The sequence below is a fragment of the Pseudomonas sp. R5-89-07 genome, from assembly GCF_003851685.1.
Classification (GTDB): domain Bacteria; phylum Pseudomonadota; class Gammaproteobacteria; order Pseudomonadales; family Pseudomonadaceae; genus Aquipseudomonas.
This window is the reverse complement of the sequence record NZ_CP027727.1, coordinates 277925-294829: the sequence shown is the minus strand read 5'-3', so window position 1 is coordinate 294829 and position 16905 is coordinate 277925. Positions and strand designations below refer to the sequence as shown.

General features: G+C 61.9%; 15 protein-coding genes. 12 read left to right on the top strand and 3 right to left on the bottom strand.

All coding sequences use genetic code 11. The features are described from left to right. Positions 1 to 272: 272 nt before the first annotated feature. Positions 273 to 1199: a serine O-acetyltransferase EpsC gene (gene epsC, locus C4J94_RS01260; protein WP_124384640.1), complete on the bottom strand. Its 927-nt coding sequence runs from the start codon at positions 1197 to 1199 to the stop codon at positions 273 to 275. A 165-nt stretch (positions 1200 to 1364) separates the two neighbouring features. On the opposite strand from epsC, the gene C4J94_RS01255 reads away from it, so the two are divergent. From C4J94_RS01255 to C4J94_RS01205, 11 genes are all read left to right on the top strand, one after another. Continuing rightward, positions 1365 to 2360 carry a D-cysteine desulfhydrase gene (locus tag C4J94_RS01255; RefSeq protein WP_124384639.1) on the top strand — a complete coding sequence of 332 codons (996 nt, stop codon included), beginning with the start codon at positions 1365 to 1367 and terminating at the stop codon, positions 2358 to 2360. 278 nt (positions 2361 to 2638) lie between these two features. Next, positions 2639 to 3433: a cystine ABC transporter substrate-binding protein gene (gene tcyJ / locus C4J94_RS01250; RefSeq protein WP_124384638.1), complete on the top strand. Its 795-nt coding sequence runs from the start codon at positions 2639 to 2641 to the stop codon at positions 3431 to 3433. Beyond that, the gene (gene tcyL, locus C4J94_RS01245) at positions 3433 to 4098 is read left to right on the top strand and encodes a cystine ABC transporter permease (protein WP_124384637.1); all 666 of its coding nucleotides are present in this window, start codon (positions 3433 to 3435) and stop codon (positions 4096 to 4098) included. The genes tcyJ and tcyL overlap by 1 nt, the downstream gene beginning before the upstream one ends. 3 nt (positions 4099 to 4101) lie before the next feature. Further along, positions 4102 to 4848, top strand: coding sequence for an L-cystine ABC transporter ATP-binding protein TcyN (gene tcyN / locus C4J94_RS01240; RefSeq protein ID WP_124384636.1), 747 nt, complete (start codon positions 4102 to 4104; stop codon positions 4846 to 4848). A 381-nt stretch (positions 4849 to 5229) separates the two neighbouring features. Beyond that, positions 5230 to 6006: a hypothetical protein gene (locus tag C4J94_RS01235; protein WP_124384635.1), complete on the top strand. Its 777-nt coding sequence runs from the start codon at positions 5230 to 5232 to the stop codon at positions 6004 to 6006. A gap of 187 nt (positions 6007 to 6193) precedes the next feature. Further along, complete coding sequence (locus tag C4J94_RS01230; protein WP_124384634.1) at positions 6194 to 7435, top strand: SfnB family sulfur acquisition oxidoreductase; 1242 nt, start codon at positions 6194 to 6196, stop codon at positions 7433 to 7435. A 39-nt stretch (positions 7436 to 7474) separates the two neighbouring features. Continuing rightward, positions 7475 to 8668, top strand: a complete 1194-nt coding sequence (locus C4J94_RS01225) for an SfnB family sulfur acquisition oxidoreductase (RefSeq protein ID WP_124384633.1) — start codon at positions 7475 to 7477, stop codon at positions 8666 to 8668. Further along, the gene (locus C4J94_RS01220; RefSeq protein ID WP_124384632.1) at positions 8668 to 10020 is read left to right on the top strand and encodes an LLM class flavin-dependent oxidoreductase; all 1353 of its coding nucleotides are present in this window, start codon (positions 8668 to 8670) and stop codon (positions 10018 to 10020) included. The genes C4J94_RS01225 and C4J94_RS01220 overlap by 1 nt, the downstream gene beginning before the upstream one ends. A 134-nt stretch (positions 10021 to 10154) precedes the next feature. Next, a complete protein-coding gene (locus C4J94_RS01215; protein ID WP_124384631.1) occupies positions 10155 to 10970 on the top strand; it encodes a MetQ/NlpA family ABC transporter substrate-binding protein in 816 nt (271 codons plus the stop codon). Beyond that, positions 10967 to 12082, top strand: coding sequence for a methionine ABC transporter ATP-binding protein (locus tag C4J94_RS01210; RefSeq protein WP_124384630.1), 1116 nt, complete (start codon positions 10967 to 10969; stop codon positions 12080 to 12082). Before C4J94_RS01215 ends, C4J94_RS01210 begins: the two co-directional genes overlap by 4 nt. Next, entirely contained in the window at positions 12072 to 12716 is a 645-nt protein-coding gene (locus tag C4J94_RS01205) for a methionine ABC transporter permease (RefSeq protein WP_056858169.1), read from the top strand. Before C4J94_RS01210 ends, C4J94_RS01205 begins: the two co-directional genes overlap by 11 nt. Positions 12717 to 12718: 2 nt before the next feature. On the opposite strand, the gene C4J94_RS01200 is transcribed toward C4J94_RS01205, so the two are convergent. Further along, complete coding sequence (locus C4J94_RS01200) at positions 12719 to 13801, bottom strand: hypothetical protein (RefSeq protein WP_124384629.1); 1083 nt, start codon at positions 13799 to 13801, stop codon at positions 12719 to 12721. Between the two features lie 179 nt (positions 13802 to 13980). Between C4J94_RS01200 and C4J94_RS01195 the strand changes: the two genes are divergently transcribed. Further along, positions 13981 to 14607, top strand: a complete 627-nt coding sequence (locus C4J94_RS01195; protein ID WP_124384628.1) for a bifunctional 2-polyprenyl-6-hydroxyphenol methylase/3-demethylubiquinol 3-O-methyltransferase UbiG — start codon at positions 13981 to 13983, stop codon at positions 14605 to 14607. Positions 14608 to 14690: 83 nt separating this feature from the next. Here C4J94_RS01195 and C4J94_RS01190 read toward each other — a convergent pair whose 3' ends face one another. Beyond that, positions 14691 to 16892, bottom strand: coding sequence for a glycoside hydrolase (locus C4J94_RS01190; protein ID WP_124384627.1), 2202 nt, complete (start codon positions 16890 to 16892; stop codon positions 14691 to 14693). Between the last annotated feature and the right edge of the window lie 13 nt (positions 16893 to 16905).

Here is a 16905-nt window from a genome sequence, read left to right as displayed (position 1 = left end):
CACCGGTTTAACTTGAACGAACGTTCAAGTTAAACATGAATGGGTGGTTTGGGACTAATTTCGGGGCTGAGTGGTAGATGATTCCTACACAAGCTCAGGGACTGGTATGACGGGTGGAGATGACAAAACGTTCAGCAACCCGAATTTGAAATGCAGATAAATGTGGGAGGGGGCTTGCCCCCGATAGCAGTGGGTCAGCCAGCATATGTATTGACTGGTGCACCGCTATCGGGGGCAAGCCCCCTCACACATTGGATTAAGCGCAGCTTGGGTTACTTTTGGGCGCCATCGTCATGCTGCAGATTGGCCTGGGTGATATTCGCCCCAGCCGGCACGCTGCGGGTCAGCCACACATTGCCGCCAATGGTCGAGCCTTTGCCGATGGTAATCCGCCCCAGGATGGTGGCGCCCGCGTAAATCACCACATCATCCTCAACGATAGGATGGCGCGGATGGCCTTTCTGCAACTGGCCGTCCTCGTCCGCCGGGAAGCGCTTGGCGCCCAAGGTCACCGCCTGGTAGATGCGCACCCGCTCGCCGATGATCGCCGTCTCGCCAATCACCACACCGGTCCCGTGGTCGATAAAGAAACTTTGGCCGATTTGCGCGCCGGGGTGAATATCGATCCCCGTGGCCGAGTGAGCGATTTCCGCGCTGATCCGCGCCAGCAATGGCAGACCGGCGCGGTACAGGTGATGGGCGAGGCGGTGGTGAATCACCGCCAGGATGCCGGGGTAGCACAGCAGCACTTCATCCACGCTGCGTGCGGCCGGGTCCCCGTGGTAGGCGGCCAGTACGTCGGTGTCCAGCAGGCTGCGCAACGCCGGCAATGCCAGGGCGAAATCCTGGATCAGGCGAATGGCATGGGCGTTGACTTCACTGTCATCCTGGCCGCCCTGGCGCGCGGCGTAGCGCAGTTCCAGGCGGGCCTGGGCGAGCAAGGCGTTAAGGGCGACGTCGAGGGTATGCCCGACGTAGAAGTCTTCACTTTCTTCACGCAGGTCCACTGGGCCCAGGCGCATCGGGAACAATGCGCCGCACAACGCCTCGAGAATCTGCGCCACGGCCTCGCGCGACGGTAATTCGCGGCCACCGTGTTCGCCACTCAGGCGGCCATTGCGCGTTCGCCACTGGTCGCGGGCGCTGCGCAGTTGGCTGACGATGGTCGGTAATTGCCAATGACTGGAACGCTCACTCACGGTCTTCACTCCTGACGAAATGGCCTCACTCTACGATATGCACCCTGGCAGCTCTTAAGAACCAATGGTGTGAGGCTAAGAACCATCCGACATAAGCGATTGGCGGTTGCCCGATGAAAAGTGCCTGCCTATAGTCGCCTCATCACTTAGCCACCGTGCGTAGCCATGATCAAACAACACCTCGACCGCTTTAACCGTTTGGAACTGCTGGGCGGCGCCACAGCCCTGGAAAAACTCGAGCGGCTGTCGGCCTGGCTGGGCAGGGATATCTACGTCAAACGCGACGACACCACCCCGCTGGCCATGGGTGGCAACAAACTGCGCAAACTTGAATACCTCGCCGCCGACGCCATCGCCCAGGGCGCCGACACCCTGATCACCGCAGGCGCCATCCAGTCCAACCACGTGCGCCAGACCGCCGCGCTGGCCGCCAAGCTCGGACTGGGGTGCGTCGCCCTGCTGGAAAACCCCACCGGCACCGAAGACCCCAACTACCTCGGCAACGGCAACCGCCTATTGCTGGAGCTGTTCGACGCCAAAGTGGAGCGAGTAGAAAACCTCGATAACGCCGACGACCAACTCAACGCCCTGGCCGACCGCCTGCGCAGCAACGGCAAGAAGCCCTACCTGGTGCCTATCGGCGGCTCCAATGCCCTCGGCGCGCTGGGTTATGTACGCGCGGGCCTGGAGCTGGCGGCGCAGATCGAACACAGCGGCCTCGACTTCGCGGCGGTGGTACTCGCCTCGGGCAGTGCCGGCACCCACAGCGGCCTGGCATTGGCGTTGAGCGAAGCGCTGCCGGACCTGCCAGTGATTGGCGTCACCGTGTCGCGTACCGACGAAGCACAACGCCCGAAGGTCCAAGGCCTGGCCGAGCGCACGGCCGAGCTGCTTGGCGTCGATGTACCCGAGGCATTCAAGGTGATCCTGTGGGACGAATACTTCGGCCCGCGGTATGGCGAGCCGAATGCGGGCACGTTGTCGGCGATCAAACTTTTGGCCAGCCAGGAAGGTCTGTTGCTGGACCCGGTCTACACCGGCAAGGCGATGGCGGGTTTGCTCGATGGCATCGGGCGTCAGCGGTTCGCGGACGGGCCGATCATTTTCCTGCATACCGGCGGAGCGCCCGCGCTGTTTGCCTACGATTCAGTGTTTAACTGACTGAACGCTGTAAGTGTGGGAGGGGGCTTGCCCCCGATAGCCGTGGGTCAGCCAGCACATGTGTTAGCTGGTGCCCCGCTATCGGGGGCAAGCCCCCTCCTACACTGATTATTCGCATATTCGATAAAGAAATATAAATAACGATTTATATTATTTTCAAGTCTTAAAAACCCGCACTATCATCGCGCCGAAGGCGAAGACGCGCACCGCGCTTTAAGGCAGGATACGGCTACTGCGTCACCGGCTTCGCTCATCATAAAAAACCATAGGGGCTCTTCATGACTATTTCTGTATTGCGTCGCACATTGCTGGTCGGCACATTGGGCCTGGCCCTCGGCGCAGGCGTGCTCGGCCAGGCGGTTGCCGGTGAGCAGTTGAACACCATCAAGAAAGCCGGTGAGATCAAGATCGGCCTGGAAGGCACCTACCCACCGTTCAGCTTTGTCGATGAAAGCGGCAAGCTCAGCGGCTTCGAAGTCGAGCTGTCTGAAGCGCTGGCCAAGGAGCTGGGCGTCAAGGTCAAGCTGCAAGCCACACCATGGGACGGCATCCTCGCTGCCCTGGAATCCAAGCGCCTGGACGCCGTGGTCAACCAGGTGACGATCTCCGAAGAGCGCAAGAAGAAGTATGACTTCTCCAAGCCCTACACCATCTCCGGTATCCAGGCGCTGACCCTGGCCAAGAACGTCGACAGCATCAAGACCGCCGACGACCTGGCCGGCAAGAAAGTCGGTGTGGGCCTGGGCACCAATTACGAACAATGGCTCAAGGACAACCAACCCAAAGCCATCATCAAGACCTACAACGACGACCCGACCAAATTCCAGGACCTGCGTATCGGCCGCATCGACGCGATCCTGATCGACCGTCTGGCCGCCCTGGAATACGCCAAGAAAGCCAAGGACACCGCCGCTGCCGGCGACGCCTTCTCCCGCCAGGAAGCCGGCATTGCCCTGCGCAAGGGCGAGCCTGAGCTGCTTGATGCGGTGAACAAGGCCCTCGACAAGCTGCGCGCCGACGGCACCTTGAAGAAACTGTCCGAGAAGTACTTCAACGCTGACGTCACTCAATAATGGAAGCAGGTTTCCAACTCGCGCTGGACTCGGCGCCCTTTCTCCTCAAGGGCGCGTATTACACGGTGATCCTCAGCCTGGGCGGGATGTTTTTCGGTTTGGTGCTGGGCTTCGGCCTGGCGCTGATGCGCTTGTCGCGCTTCATGCTGCTGCGCTGGGTCGCACGCGTCTACGTGTCGTTCTTTCGCGGCACGCCCTTGCTGGTGCAACTGTTCCTGATCTACTACGGCTTGCCGCAAGTGGGCATCGAGCTGGACCCGATCCCGGCTGCCATGATCGGCTTTTCGCTGAACATGGCCGCCTATGCCTGTGAAATCCTGCGGGCCGCCATCGCCTCCATCGAGCGTGGCCAGTGGGAAGCCGCCGCAAGTATCGGCATGACCCGTGCGCAAACGTTGCGCCGGGCCATCCTGCCGCAGGCGATGCGCACGGCCCTGCCGCCGCTGGGCAATAGTTTTATTTCGCTGGTCAAAGACACGGCGCTGGCCGCCACCATCCAGGTGCCCGAGCTGTTCCGCCAGGCGCAACTGGTGTCTGCACGCACCTTCGAAATTTTCACCATGTATCTGTCCGCAGCCCTGATCTACTGGATCCTGGCGAGCATCCTGGCGCATCTGCAAAATCGTCTGGAAGACCGGGTCAACCGGCACGACCTGGAGTCTTGAAGCATGATCGTGGTTGAAAAACTGACCAAACAATTCAACGGTCAGGTGGTGCTCAACGGCATCGACCTTGAGGTCAAGGCCGGCGAAGTCGTGGCCATCATCGGCCCCAGCGGTTCCGGCAAGACCACCTTCCTGCGCTGCCTGAATTTTCTTGAAGAACCCACCAGCGGCCGTATCAAGGTGGGCGACATCCAGATCGACGGCAGCAAGCCGCTCAACCAGCAGCAGGGCCTGGTGCGACGCCTGCGCCAGCACGTCGGGTTTGTCTTCCAGAACTTCAACCTGTTCCCCCACCGCACCGCGCTGGAAAACGTCATCGAAGGCCCGATCGTGGTCAAGAAGATGCCACGCGAAGCGGCGACCGAACTGGGCCGCAAGCTCTTGGCCAGGGTCGGCCTGGCGGGCAAGGAAGGGGCTTATCCGCGGCGCTTGTCCGGCGGTCAGCAGCAGCGTGTGGCGATCGCTCGCGCGCTGGCCATGGAGCCCGAGGTCATTCTGTTCGATGAACCCACGTCGGCCCTCGACCCGGAACTGGTGGGTGAAGTACTGGCGACCATCCGCAGCCTCGCCGAAGAGAACCGCACCATGGTGATCGTCACCCACGAGATGAGCTTTGCCCGTGATGTGGCCAACCGCGTGATCTTTTTCGACAAGGGCGTGATCGTTGAACAGGGCGAAGCCAAGGCGCTGTTCGCCAACCCGAAAGAAGAGCGCACGCGGCAGTTTCTGAGCAAGTTTCTCGCGCATTGAGCTGATCTGTTGTGGCCAGAAAGTTTGCTTGCGCTGAGGTGTGAAGCGGCCCTGAAAAGCTTGGGGCCGCTGCGCAGCCCAGCGGGAGCAAGCTCCCTCGCCACGAAGAGCCGCTCCTACACGCAATTGCCATTTCTGCCGATAAAATACCCCGCTACGCCCTTCTTGGAATACCCCTTCCAGTCAGACCCTTCTGAATATCCTCCAACCCGCCGTTTAGCCTTTTGCCGCCATTGACGCCTGCCGCTCAACCCTCTTATCTAGCGTCCAGAGGATTGGATCCTATCCCGGCTACTCACTGAATCGTTCTTTCGGCCCCCTTTGCGCACCCGCGCCCAAGGCCCGGAACGATTGCTGCTGGCTGCATCAAGGAGAACACTTATGACGCGCACCACAACCCCGGCCATGCTGACCGCACCCACCCTGCCCCAAGCCGTTCGAAACGGGATCGGCGCCCACGCGGCGGCCCAATTGCAGGTCCACATTGCGCCTTACCCCGGCATGGAGGAAGGCGACCTGATCGAGCTGTTCTGGAACAACTGCTTTGCCGCCTCGCGCCGGGTGACGGCCGGCAAGATCGGCACGCCTACCCACCTGCGAGTGCCGGAAAGCTTTGTACAGGACGGCCCGGCACGGGTTCACTACCAGATCATGCAGATCGGCCACGGCCCGGCGCGCTCGGCCACCACCCAGGTACGGGTCAAGACCAATTACCCAGGCGGTACGCCGTCGAACCTGTACAGCGACGAAAACCAGAACCTGGCGCCCGTCAACCTGCCCGAGACCATCCGCCGCCAGGGTGTCAACAGTCGCCAGGTGCAACGCGGTATTCCGCTGACCATCGAGCCTTACGCGAACATGGCCCGTGGCGATGCGATCACCCTGCGCTGGGGTGACGTGCGCATGGACCTGCCGACCATCCAGGCCAGGGGCGTCGGCCTGGCGGTGCAGGTCTGGGTGCCGTCGACGGTGATTATCGAGGGCGGTGACGACTGCCGCCTGGAGGTGACGTACTGCATTCTCGATCGGGTCGGCAACAATTCGCGCTGGGCGCCAGCCCGTACCTTGCGCATTGCCACCTGGGTTCCGGTACGCCCCGACGCAGCCGGGCACCTGTATCAACCCCGCCCTTTCGGCTCCCCCTGCGAACCGGGGTGATGCCCCTTCTATGCATATTCCTAAAAGTTAGTTTATTAAAAAAATAAACGCGCTTAGGGTATATACACCGGACCACCGGACATTCCTGATTTTTCTGTTTTTATTTCATTGAATGCGAGGTCGGTATGGTCAGAATTACCCCGGTGCATAACGCCAGGGCATTACGTGCAGCCAAGGAGCGGCGCTGATGTCTAACTTGGCTCTTACACCCCCCCAGAGCGATCTGGACGCAGCCCCCCTGTTGTTGCCGGCCGCTGTGCTGCGCAACGACGCCGAGGCGCTGAGCGCCGCCCATGCGCTGGCCGACGCCGCGCGCCTGCAAGCCGCCAAGCGCGACCAGCAGCGCCAATTGCCATGGGCGCAGATCGAACAGTTCACCCGTAGCGGGTTGGGCAGTATTTCCATTCCCCGCGAATACGGCGGCCCACAGGTTTCGTTCGTTACCCTGGCCGAAGTCTTCGCGATCATCAGCGCGGCCGACCCGGCCCTCGGGCAGATCCCGCAGAACCATTTCGGCATCCTGCACCTGCTGCAGAACACCGCCAGCGAGCGCCAGAAAAAACAGCTGTTCCAGAGCGTGCTCGACGGCTGGCGCATCGGCAATGGCGGCCCGGAACGCGGCACCAAAAACACCCTGGAGCTCAAGGCGCGCATCACCGCCGAAGGTGACGGCTATGTGGTCAGTGGCCAGAAGTTTTACTCCACCGGCGCACTGTTTGCGCACTGGGTGGCCATCAAAGCCCTCAACGATGACGGCAAGCAGGTCATGGCGTTTGTGCGCCGTGGCAGCGAGGGGCTGCGCATCGTGGATGACTGGTCGGGCTTCGGCCAACGCACCACCGCCAGCGGCACCGTGCTGCTTGACCGGGTGTCGGTGGACGCAGAGCTGGTGGTGGACAATTGGCGCCTGGGCGAAAGCCCGAATATCCAGGGCGCCGTATCGCAGCTGATCCAGGCGGCCATTGACGCCGGCATTGCCCGTGGCGCACTGGATGACACCATCGCCTTCGTACGTGAGCGCTCGCGCCCGTGGATCGACGCCAAGGTCGAGCGGGCCAGCGACGACCTGTATGTGATCGCAGACATCGGCAAGCTGAAGATCGAGCTGCATGCCGCGCTAGCGCTGCTGCGCAAGGCCGGCCAGGTGCTGGACGAGGTCAGCGCAGCGCCGATCACCGCGCAGTCGGCAGCACGCGCGTCGATTGCCGTCGCCGAAGCCAAGGTGCTGACGACCGAGGTGTCACTGCTGGTCAGCGAAAAACTCTTCGAGCTGGCCGGCAGCCGCGCCACCCTCGCCGAATTCAACCTTGACCGGCACTGGCGCAATGCGCGGGTGCACACGCTGCATGACCCGGTGCGCTGGAAGTATCACGCCATCGGCGCGTATCGCTTGAACGGCACGTTGCCGGCTCGACATTCCTGGATTTGACCGACCAGAACACTTTTTCCACGAGCTTCTGGAGCAAACATGACTTTCTCTGCAAACGTCGCGGTTATTACCAGCGACGAACAAGCCCTTATTGTCGCCAGCGACCTGGCTGAAGATTTCCGCCGCGACAGTGCTCAACGCGACCGCGAGCGGCGCCTGCCCCTGCCCGAACTGGACGTGTTCTCGCGCTCCGGCCTGTGGGGCATCAGCGTGCCCAAGCAATACGGCGGCGCCGGTGTGTCCAATGTCACCCTGGCCAAGGTCATTGCGCTGATCGCCCAGGCTGACGCATCGCTGGGCCAGATCCCGCAAAACCATTTCTACGCCCTTGAAGTGCTGCGTGTGAACGGCAGCCCTGCACAGCAGCAACGCCTGTATGCCGAAGTACTCGCCGGCCAGCGTTTCGGCAATGCCCTCGCGGAACTGGGCACAAAGACCGCCCATGACCGCGTCACCCAACTCACCCGTGACGGTGAGGGTTTTCGCATCAATGGCCGCAAGTTCTACGCCACCGGCGCGATCTATGCCCAGCGCATCCCCACTTCCGTGGTGGATGAAAACGGCGTCCAGCAACTGGCCTTCGTGCCTCGCGACAGCGCGGGCCTGACCGTGATCGACGACTGGAGCGGCTTCGGCCAGCGCACCACCGGCAGCGGCTCGGTGGTGTTCGACAACGTGTGGGTGGCGGCGCAGGACGTGGTCCCGTTCCAGAGCGCCTTCGAGCGCCCGACCACCGTCGGCCCGCTGGCGCAGATCCTTCACGCGGCTATCGACACCGGTATCGCCCGCGCCGCCTTCGAAGACGCGCTGCATTTTGTGCGCACCAAGACTCGCCCGTGGATCGACTCGGGCAGCGACAAGGCCACCGAAGACCCGCTGACCTTGAAGAGTTTCGGCCACCTGAGTATTCGCCTGCACGCCGCCGAAGCATTGCTTGAGCGCTCGGGCGAATTCCTCGACCGCGCCCAGGCCGACAGCAATGCCCAGACGGTCGCGGCCGCCTCCATCGCCGTCGCTGAAGTGCGCGCCTTGAGCACCGAAATCTCCCTGGCCGGCGGCAGCACGCTATTCGAACTGGCCGGTAGCCAGGCGACCCTCGCCGAGCATGGCCTGGACCGCCACTGGCGCAACGCACGGGTTCACACTCTGCACGACCCGGTGCGCTGGAAGTACCACGCGGTGGGCAATTACTACCTCAACGATGAAAACCCACCGCTGCGGGGGACCATCTGATGAGCCAGAAAAAAATCCTGCTCAATGCCTTCAACATGAACTGCATCGGGCATATCAACCACGGCCTGTGGACTCATCCCCGCGACACGTCCACGCAATACAAGACCCTCGAGTACTGGACCGACCTGGCCAAAACCCTGGAACGCGGGCTGTTCGACGGTTTGTTTATCGCCGATATCGTCGGCGTGTATGACGTGTACCAGCAGTCCATCGATGTGCCGCTCAAAGAGTCGATCCAGCTACCAGTCAACGACCCGCTCCTGCTGGTCTCGGCCATGGCGGCGGTCACCCGCAACCTCGGCTTCGGCCTTACCGCCAACCTGACCTACGAACCGCCGTATCTGTTCGCCCGGCGCATGTCCACTCTGGACCATCTGAGCCGCGGCCGGGTGGGCTGGAACATTGTGACCGGCTACCTCGACAGCGCCGCCAAGGCCATGGGCCTGACCGAGCAAGTCGAGCATGACCGCCGCTATGACCAGGCCGATGAATACCTGCAGGTGCTGTACAAACTCTGGGAAGGCAGCTGGGAAGATGACGCAGTCATCAACGACCCGCAGGCGCGGGTGTATGCGCAGCCGGGCAAGGTGCACAAGGTCGGACACCACGGCGAGTTCTACCAGGTGGAGGGCTATCACCTGTGCGAGCCATCGCCGCAGCGTACGCCGGTGCTGTTCCAGGCCGGCAGTTCGGAGCGCGGCCTGCAGTTCGCCGGGCGCCACGCCGAGTGTGTATTCATCAGCGGGCAGAACAAGGCCGCCACCAAGATCCAGGTGGACAAGGTACGCGCCAGCGCGGTCGAGGCCGGGCGTAACCCGGATGACATCAAGGTGTTCATGGGCCTGAACGTGATCGTCGGCGCGACCGAGGCACTGGCCTGGGCCAAGCACGCCGAATACCTCAGCTACGCCAGCGCGGAAGCCGGCGTGGCGCACTTTTCGGCGTCCACCGCAATCGACTTTTCCGCGTACGAGCTGGATGAACCGATCCAGTACGTGAAGAGCAACGCCATCCAGTCGGCCACCAAAAACCTGCAGAACAACGACTGGACCCGACGCAAGTTGCTCGAACAGCACGCCCTCGGTGGGCGCTACATCACCCTGGTGGGCTCGCCTGAGCAGGTGGCAGATGAGCTGGAGTCCTGGATCAGTGAAACCGGGCTGGATGGTTTCAACCTCACACGCATTGTCACGCCGGAGAGCTACGTGGATTTCATCGACCTGGTGGTACCGGAGCTGCAGCGGCGTGGTTCCTACAAGACTGCGTATGAGGACGGGACACTCAGGGAAAAAGTATTCCAGGGCACTGCCCGCTTACCCGAACAACACACCGGCTCCGCCTACCGCCACTGAACCAAAAATGTGGGAGGGGGCTTGCCCCCGATAGCTGTGGGTCAGACACAGCTGCATTCCCTGACACTGCCTCATCGGGGGCAAGCCCCCTCCCACATTGGATCTTTATTGTTTCTTATGACTGGAAAATACTTATGAAAAAAATACTGCTCACCCACCCAGTCAAAGCACTGGCCCTGGCCTTCGGCCTGTTCAGTTCGGCCGTAATGGCCAACGACGCGCCGTTGAAAGTCGGCACCACCGCCGCCTTCGCCATTCCCCTGGAAGCCGCTGTAGCCGAAGCTGGCAAACAGGGCCTTAAAGTCGAACTGGTGGAATTCACCGACTGGATCGCACCGAACGTCAGCCTTGCCGCCGGCGATATCGACGTGAACTACTTCCAACACATTCCCTTCCTGGAAAACGCCAAGGCCGCCGCCGGGTTTGACCTGGTGCCTTACGCACCGGGCATCATCAACAACGTCGGCCTGTATTCGAAGAAGTACAAAAGCTTCAACGACCTGCCCAAAGGCGCCAGCGTGGCCATCGCCAACGACCCGATCAACAGCGGACGCGGCCTGCAACTGCTGGCCAAGGCCGGGCTGATCACGCTCAAGCCGGGCGTGGGCTACAAGGCCACCGAAGACGACATCGTCAGCAACCCGAAAAAGATCAAGATCCTGCAGGTGGAAGCCGTGCAACTGGTGCGCGCCTATGACGACGCCGACCTGGTGCAGGGCTACCCGGCGTATATTCGCCTGTCCAAGACCTTCGATGCAGAATCGGCGCTACTGTTCGATGGCCTCGACCACCCGGAATACGTGATTCAGTTCGTGGTCCAGCCCAAGAGCAAAACCGACCCGAGGGTGATCAAGTTCGTCGATATCTACCAACACTCGCCGGTGGTGCGCGCCGCCCTGGATAAATCCCTCGGCAAGCTCTACCAAGTCGGCTGGGACGATAAAAAATGACCGCCGCCAACGCCCAACTGCGCGACCTGGGCACATTGCCCAGGGACGCCGAGCAGACCGAACTGCATCCAGACTTGAACAGCGCCCATGTGCGTTTCATCAACCTGGGCAAAACCTATGACGGCACGGTGCACGCCCTGCAAGGCATCGACCTGGCGATCAAGCGTGGCGAAGTGTTCGGTATCATTGGGCGCAGCGGCGCCGGCAAGTCGTCACTGATCCGCACCATCAATCGCCTGGAACAACCCAGCAGCGGGCGCGTGCTGATCGATCAGGTGGACATCGGCGGCTTCGACGAAGACCGCCTGGTTGCACTGCGCCGGCGCATCGGCATGATTTTCCAGCACTTCAACCTGATGTCGGCCAAGACCGTGTGGCAGAACGTGGAACTGCCGCTCAAGGTCGCCGGGGTGCCCAAGCCGCAGCGTGAGCAAAAGGTGCGTGAACTGCTGGAACTGGTGGGTTTGCAGGACAAGCACACGGCCTATCCGGCGCAGCTCTCGGGCGGGCAGAAACAGCGTGTAGGCATCGCCCGTTCGCTGGTGCACGACCCCGAGATTCTGCTGTGCGACGAGGCCACTTCGGCGCTGGACCCGGAGACCACCCAATCGATCCTCGGACTGTTGCGCGAGATCAACCAGCGCCTGGGCTTGACCATCGTGCTGATCACCCATGAGATGGCGGTGATCCGCGAAATCTGCGACCGCGTGGTCGTGCTGGAACACGGACGTATCGTCGAGCAGGGCCCGGTGTGGCAAGTGTTTGGCAACCCACAGCATGACGTCAGCAAAACCCTGCTCGCACCGTTGCAACATGGGTTGCCACCCGAGCTGCAAAGCCGCCTGCAAGCCACACCCGCCTCGGCCGAGGCCGCGGTGGTGCTGCGCTTGCAGTTCACCGGCAGCGACACAGACGAACCGGACCTGGCCGCACTGTTCAGCGCCCTCGGCGGCCGCGTGCGCTTGCTGCAAGGCGGCGTGGAACGCATCCAGGGGCATGCCTTGGGGCAATTTTTGCTGGCGGTGAATGGTTCGCCGCACAACGCCGAACAACTGCGCACCCGCGCCGGGCGCTGGGCGCAACAGGTGGAGGTACTCGGCTATGTGGTTTGATCGTTTGCTGCAGGGCGCCATCGACACCTTGTTGATGGTGGGCGTGTCTTCGTTGATCGCCTTGCTGGTGGGGATTCCGCTGGCGGTGTTTCTGGTGACCAGCGACAAAGGCGGCATCTACCAGGCGCCCGCGCTTAACCGGGTGCTGGGCGCCTTCGTCAATCTGTTCCGCTCCATTCCGTTCCTGATCCTGATGGTGGCACTGATCCCGTTCACCCGCCTGATCGTAGGCACCACCTACGGCGTATGGGCGGCTGTCGTACCACTGACCATCGCCGCCACGCCGTTCTTTGCGCGCATCGCCGAAGTCAGCCTGCGCGAGGTTGACCATGGGTTGATCGAAGCCGCACAGGCCATGGGGTGCCGCCGCTGGCACATCATCTGGCACGTGCTGTTGCCCGAAGCGCTGCCGGGGATCGTCGGCGGGTTCACCATTACCCTGGTGACCATGATCAACTCATCGGCCATGGCCGGGGCGATTGGCGCCGGTGGCTTGGGCGACATTGCCTATCGCTACGGCTACCAGCGCTTCGATACGCAGATCATGCTCACCGTGATCGTGCTGTTGGTGGTGCTGGTGGCGGTGATTCAGTTGGGTGGCGATCGGTTGGCGCGCGTACTGAACAAGCGCTGAGTTCAGGGACACTCGTCCAGTTGCGCGACATTGGCGTGGGGCACGAAGGTGATGGTCTTCTCCTTGGCCTGTGACGGTCGCACGATATAGCTGCCGTCCGAATCCGCCAGTATTCGCAGTTTCACGCTGCGTTGCGGGCTTTGGGCGTCGGCAAGCGCCACAGGTACCTTGGCCTCGGCTGACCAGACCATCACAGTGCAGGCGCGCCCTCCCGATGCCGAAGCCTGCAAAGGCATACCACCCAACTTCGCCCCTGTGGCGGGAATCAGGCCCAGAACGATAAGCAGCGTAAAGACCGCCAGTGACGCGCTCGCCACCGGGTTCTTGTGGTCGTTCATGCTCACGACAAGACAGGCGCCACTGCCCTGAATCAAGAACAGCACCAGCAACTCGGCAGCCATGAAGGGCGCAAATAGCACCACGCTGTCGGAGTACTCGCTGAATGCGCGGGAAACCGGCACGGTCACGATCAGGATAACCAGCATCTGGATGACACCGGCGCCGGCACTGGCCATCCAGAACTCGCCGGATATATCACGCAATGCAACGTGGGCAGGACGCGCGCGAACGATGATCCAGACGTAAGCCAGCACCACCAGCACAATCGCCACGATCCAACTGGCGGTCAGCAAAGGCCCACTTTCCACATTGGCGGACAAGTACACGGCGCAGTACCAAAAGATCCCCAGTATTCCCACACTGGCAATCCAGTGCAGCAACAGGCGGCGATGTCGGGCCGTCACTTGCGGCGACTCCGCGCTCAGATTGAGTTGGTCGCTAAGCCTTATGCCTGCGCTGTTGAGGCGCTTGAACAGGATAAACGTAGGGATCAGGATCGACGCACCCATCATGCCGATCACAAAAACCAGCATGGCGAACATCGCCGGCAATGCGGTAAATGCCGCCCCCGACAGAATGCTCAACGGTACCTTTTCAACCTGGATGTATTGATACAAGTACAGGCCCGCCACCGACAGGATGCCCACCGTCAGCGGCCATGCGCGCTCATTGAGCCATAACAGCCCATTGCTGAATTGGGTGGCGTATCGGTCTACTTTGTTCGGGGTGCTTTTTTCCGGTTCCATGGATTTACCAGCCTCTTGAAGTAAGGGCCGGAATGTTACCCAGAATCCACCAGCGGGGTATGTCAGAAACCTCGCCACGAAACAGCGAAGCGTCCTACGCCTGATAAACGTCTTTCACCTGGCTAGGACGCAGCCTGAGGTATAGTCCAACCACCTTAGCCGCTGCAGTGCGCCACGCCATGAAACTCGCCCCTGACGACCTCCAGAAAATCACCACAACCACCCTCGGCCATTACAACAAGGTGGCCGAAGACTTCCGTGAAGGCACCCGCGATCACGATGTGAGCCAGAACATCGACGCGCTGCTACGGCATATTCAGGGCACGCCGCCGTTTACCGTGCTGGATTTCGGTTGCGGGCCGGGCCGCGATTTGCAGACCTTTACGCGCATGGGCCATATCGCCGTGGGGCTCGATGGTTCCGAGCGGTTCGCGCAAATGGCGCGCGACGACAGTGGCTGCGAGGTGCTGCAGCAGGATTTTCTCCAGCTGGACTTGCCTGCAGAGCGCTTCGACGGGGTGTTTGCCAATGCGGTGCTGTTTCATATTCCCAAGCAGGAATTGCCCCGGGTCCTCAAGCAACTGCATGGCACGTTGAAGCCTGGTGGCGTGTTGTTCAGCTCCAACCCTCGCGGTAATAACCAGGAAGGCTGGAACGGGCCGCGATATGGGTCTTATCACGACCTGGAGGCGTGGCGAAGCTTGCTGACTAAGGCCGGCTTTGTAGAGCTGGAGCATTATTACCGGCCGGCGGGTTTGCCTCGGGAGCAGCAGCCTTGGTTGGCCAGTGTGTGGCGGCGGGTTTGAGGGGTGTATTGGCTGGGCTGATGCTATCGGGGGCAAGCCCCCTCCCACAGGGGATGCATTCCAAATGAGGGAGGGAGATGGACTCAATTTCCCTGCTGACCCACCTGATACACCACCGGCTTTTCCCCCTCCACCAGCGCGGTCACACTGCGCCCGGCATAGCCTTGCTGTTCTCCCGCCGAGAAATTCGCCACCAGCCGAGTGCCATCGGCAAACGTGGTTTGCTGCACCTGTCTATCTGCGGTCAGCCAGCGAAAATCCGTCATCGCCTGGGTCGCCAGGCGCTGATGCAACGGGCGGAAAAACCGGTCCTGACGCTGCATGACCGGCAGCCGCTCCCTGAGCGTCGCCGCACTGAGGTGATACAGCGGCGGTACGTTGTAAAGCAGTTGGGCCAGCTCGTTTTCAACCCGCACATTGCTCAGCTTCAGGCTGTCGAACAACCAGTGATGGGTGGTGATCACGGAGCCATGAAACACCGCCTGATACAGCGGCAAGCGCATCGTCGGGTCGAAATACACCGTGCGCAACGACGCTTTCAGGGGCACCGGCTTGAAGAACACGGTCGGTTGCTCCGGCGGGTACCAGTTGCCCGCGTAGTAAGGTGATTGAGCGTCCCGAGTCATCTCGCGATCGCCCCAACCCATCACCGGGGTTTGCATGCCATGGGCAAACAGGATGCCCTGGGCGGTGATGGCGTTGCCGTCTTCAGAGCCCGTCGCCAACTTGGGCACGGTGTTGATCCAGCGTGAGGCGTCGATATTGGCGTCGGCGTTTTGCGCCTGGGTCATGCTGGCGCCGCTGCGATAATTGTCGAACAGCATGCCGGCTGCGTAGACATCCAGGAACCAGGCATTGAAGCCCGCTTTGGCTTGCACGGCCTGCACCCGCGCCTCCAGCAATGGCCGCACACAGCGCGGGTCAGTGTAATAGCCAGATTGTTGGAAGCCGACCTTGAGCGTGCCGTCCTTCAACACCACCGCGCATTCCCGGTACGCCTTGCCGCCCAGATGGGCGGTGGTCCAGTCAGGGTTTTCAGTCGCCGACAGCGCCGTTTCATAAGAGTCGTAGGGCGCCATCAAGTAACCGGCATCCACCCCGGCGCGAATGGCTTCGGGGTGCCACAGACCGCCTTCCCAGCCTTCGCTCAGCGTCACCAGCAGACGCTCCAGACCGGCGTCGCGCAAAGCCTGGACAGTCGACCCCCCCCAGGCTTCGGGGCGATCACTCAAGGCCCCGGCAAAATCCGCTGCCAGCTCGCTGCGCAACTCACCGTAGCGCGCGGCGAGGCGCGTCATGTCGGGCTCTTCCACTTGCCACGCCTGGCGGGCCTTGGTGTTGATGGCCGCGTTGAGGCCGCGCAACAGCACGGTCTGCTCATAGGGATTCAATGGGTTGGTCTTCGCGAGTACGGTCGCGGTCTCTTTGTCCATCAGCCCCTTGAGCGCGTGCGTGCGCAGCCGTTTGATCAACCTTGGCCAGTCACGCACATCCTCCAGCGCCAGCAAGCCGTTGCCCCACAGATAAGCGTGACTGGCGCCGAGCAATTTCTCCGCCTCGGGGGTTTGCCGCAGCTTGTCCGCCAGTGGCTCGTAACGGCCCTGCTCGACCAGCCACTGACGATAGCGCTTGGCGCCGGCCAACGGGTCGGCCTCGCCCAGGTACAGGCGCAGCGTCATCGGCGCGTGCGGCTCAAGCGAGGTGAATTCATGGGACGCTGACAGCGCCAGGCCCTGGCCATCCGCGCGCCATGCGAGTCGGTTGTTATAGGGGTTGGTCAGCAGCCAGTTGAGCGTAAAGCGGCCGTGATCCACTCCCCACAGCGGCAGGCTGAGGTCCTGGGTGGTATTGAACGCGCCTTGTTCCAGCAGGAAATCCTTCCACACGGCGTTACCGGCAGGCACGTAATGCCCCTCGGCCAACGGCCAGATCAGCCCCTGGCCCATGGCGTTGGCCGGCTGGCGCAGCAGGGCCAGTTCACCCGCCTCGCGGGCCTGGATTGTCAGGGACAGTTCGCGCTGTTCCAGCCGGGCCGTGAGGCGATAGGCGCCGTTGTCCCATTGCCAGGCGGCCTGCTCAGCGCCGGCTTGCAGCGCGTTGACCGCATGCGCGGTGACACCGCTGGAGGCTTGTACCGGGGCCTCGCCCGCCGGAGTGACTCGCAAGGCCAGCGTGGCGGGCTCAAGCTCGACGCGCCACAGCTTATTTTCCAGAACCGTGCCGGCGAAGGTCAGCGGCGACAGCAGGAGACAACACATCAGCAAGGTATGACGCACAGGGTTCATGGCGGGCGACCGT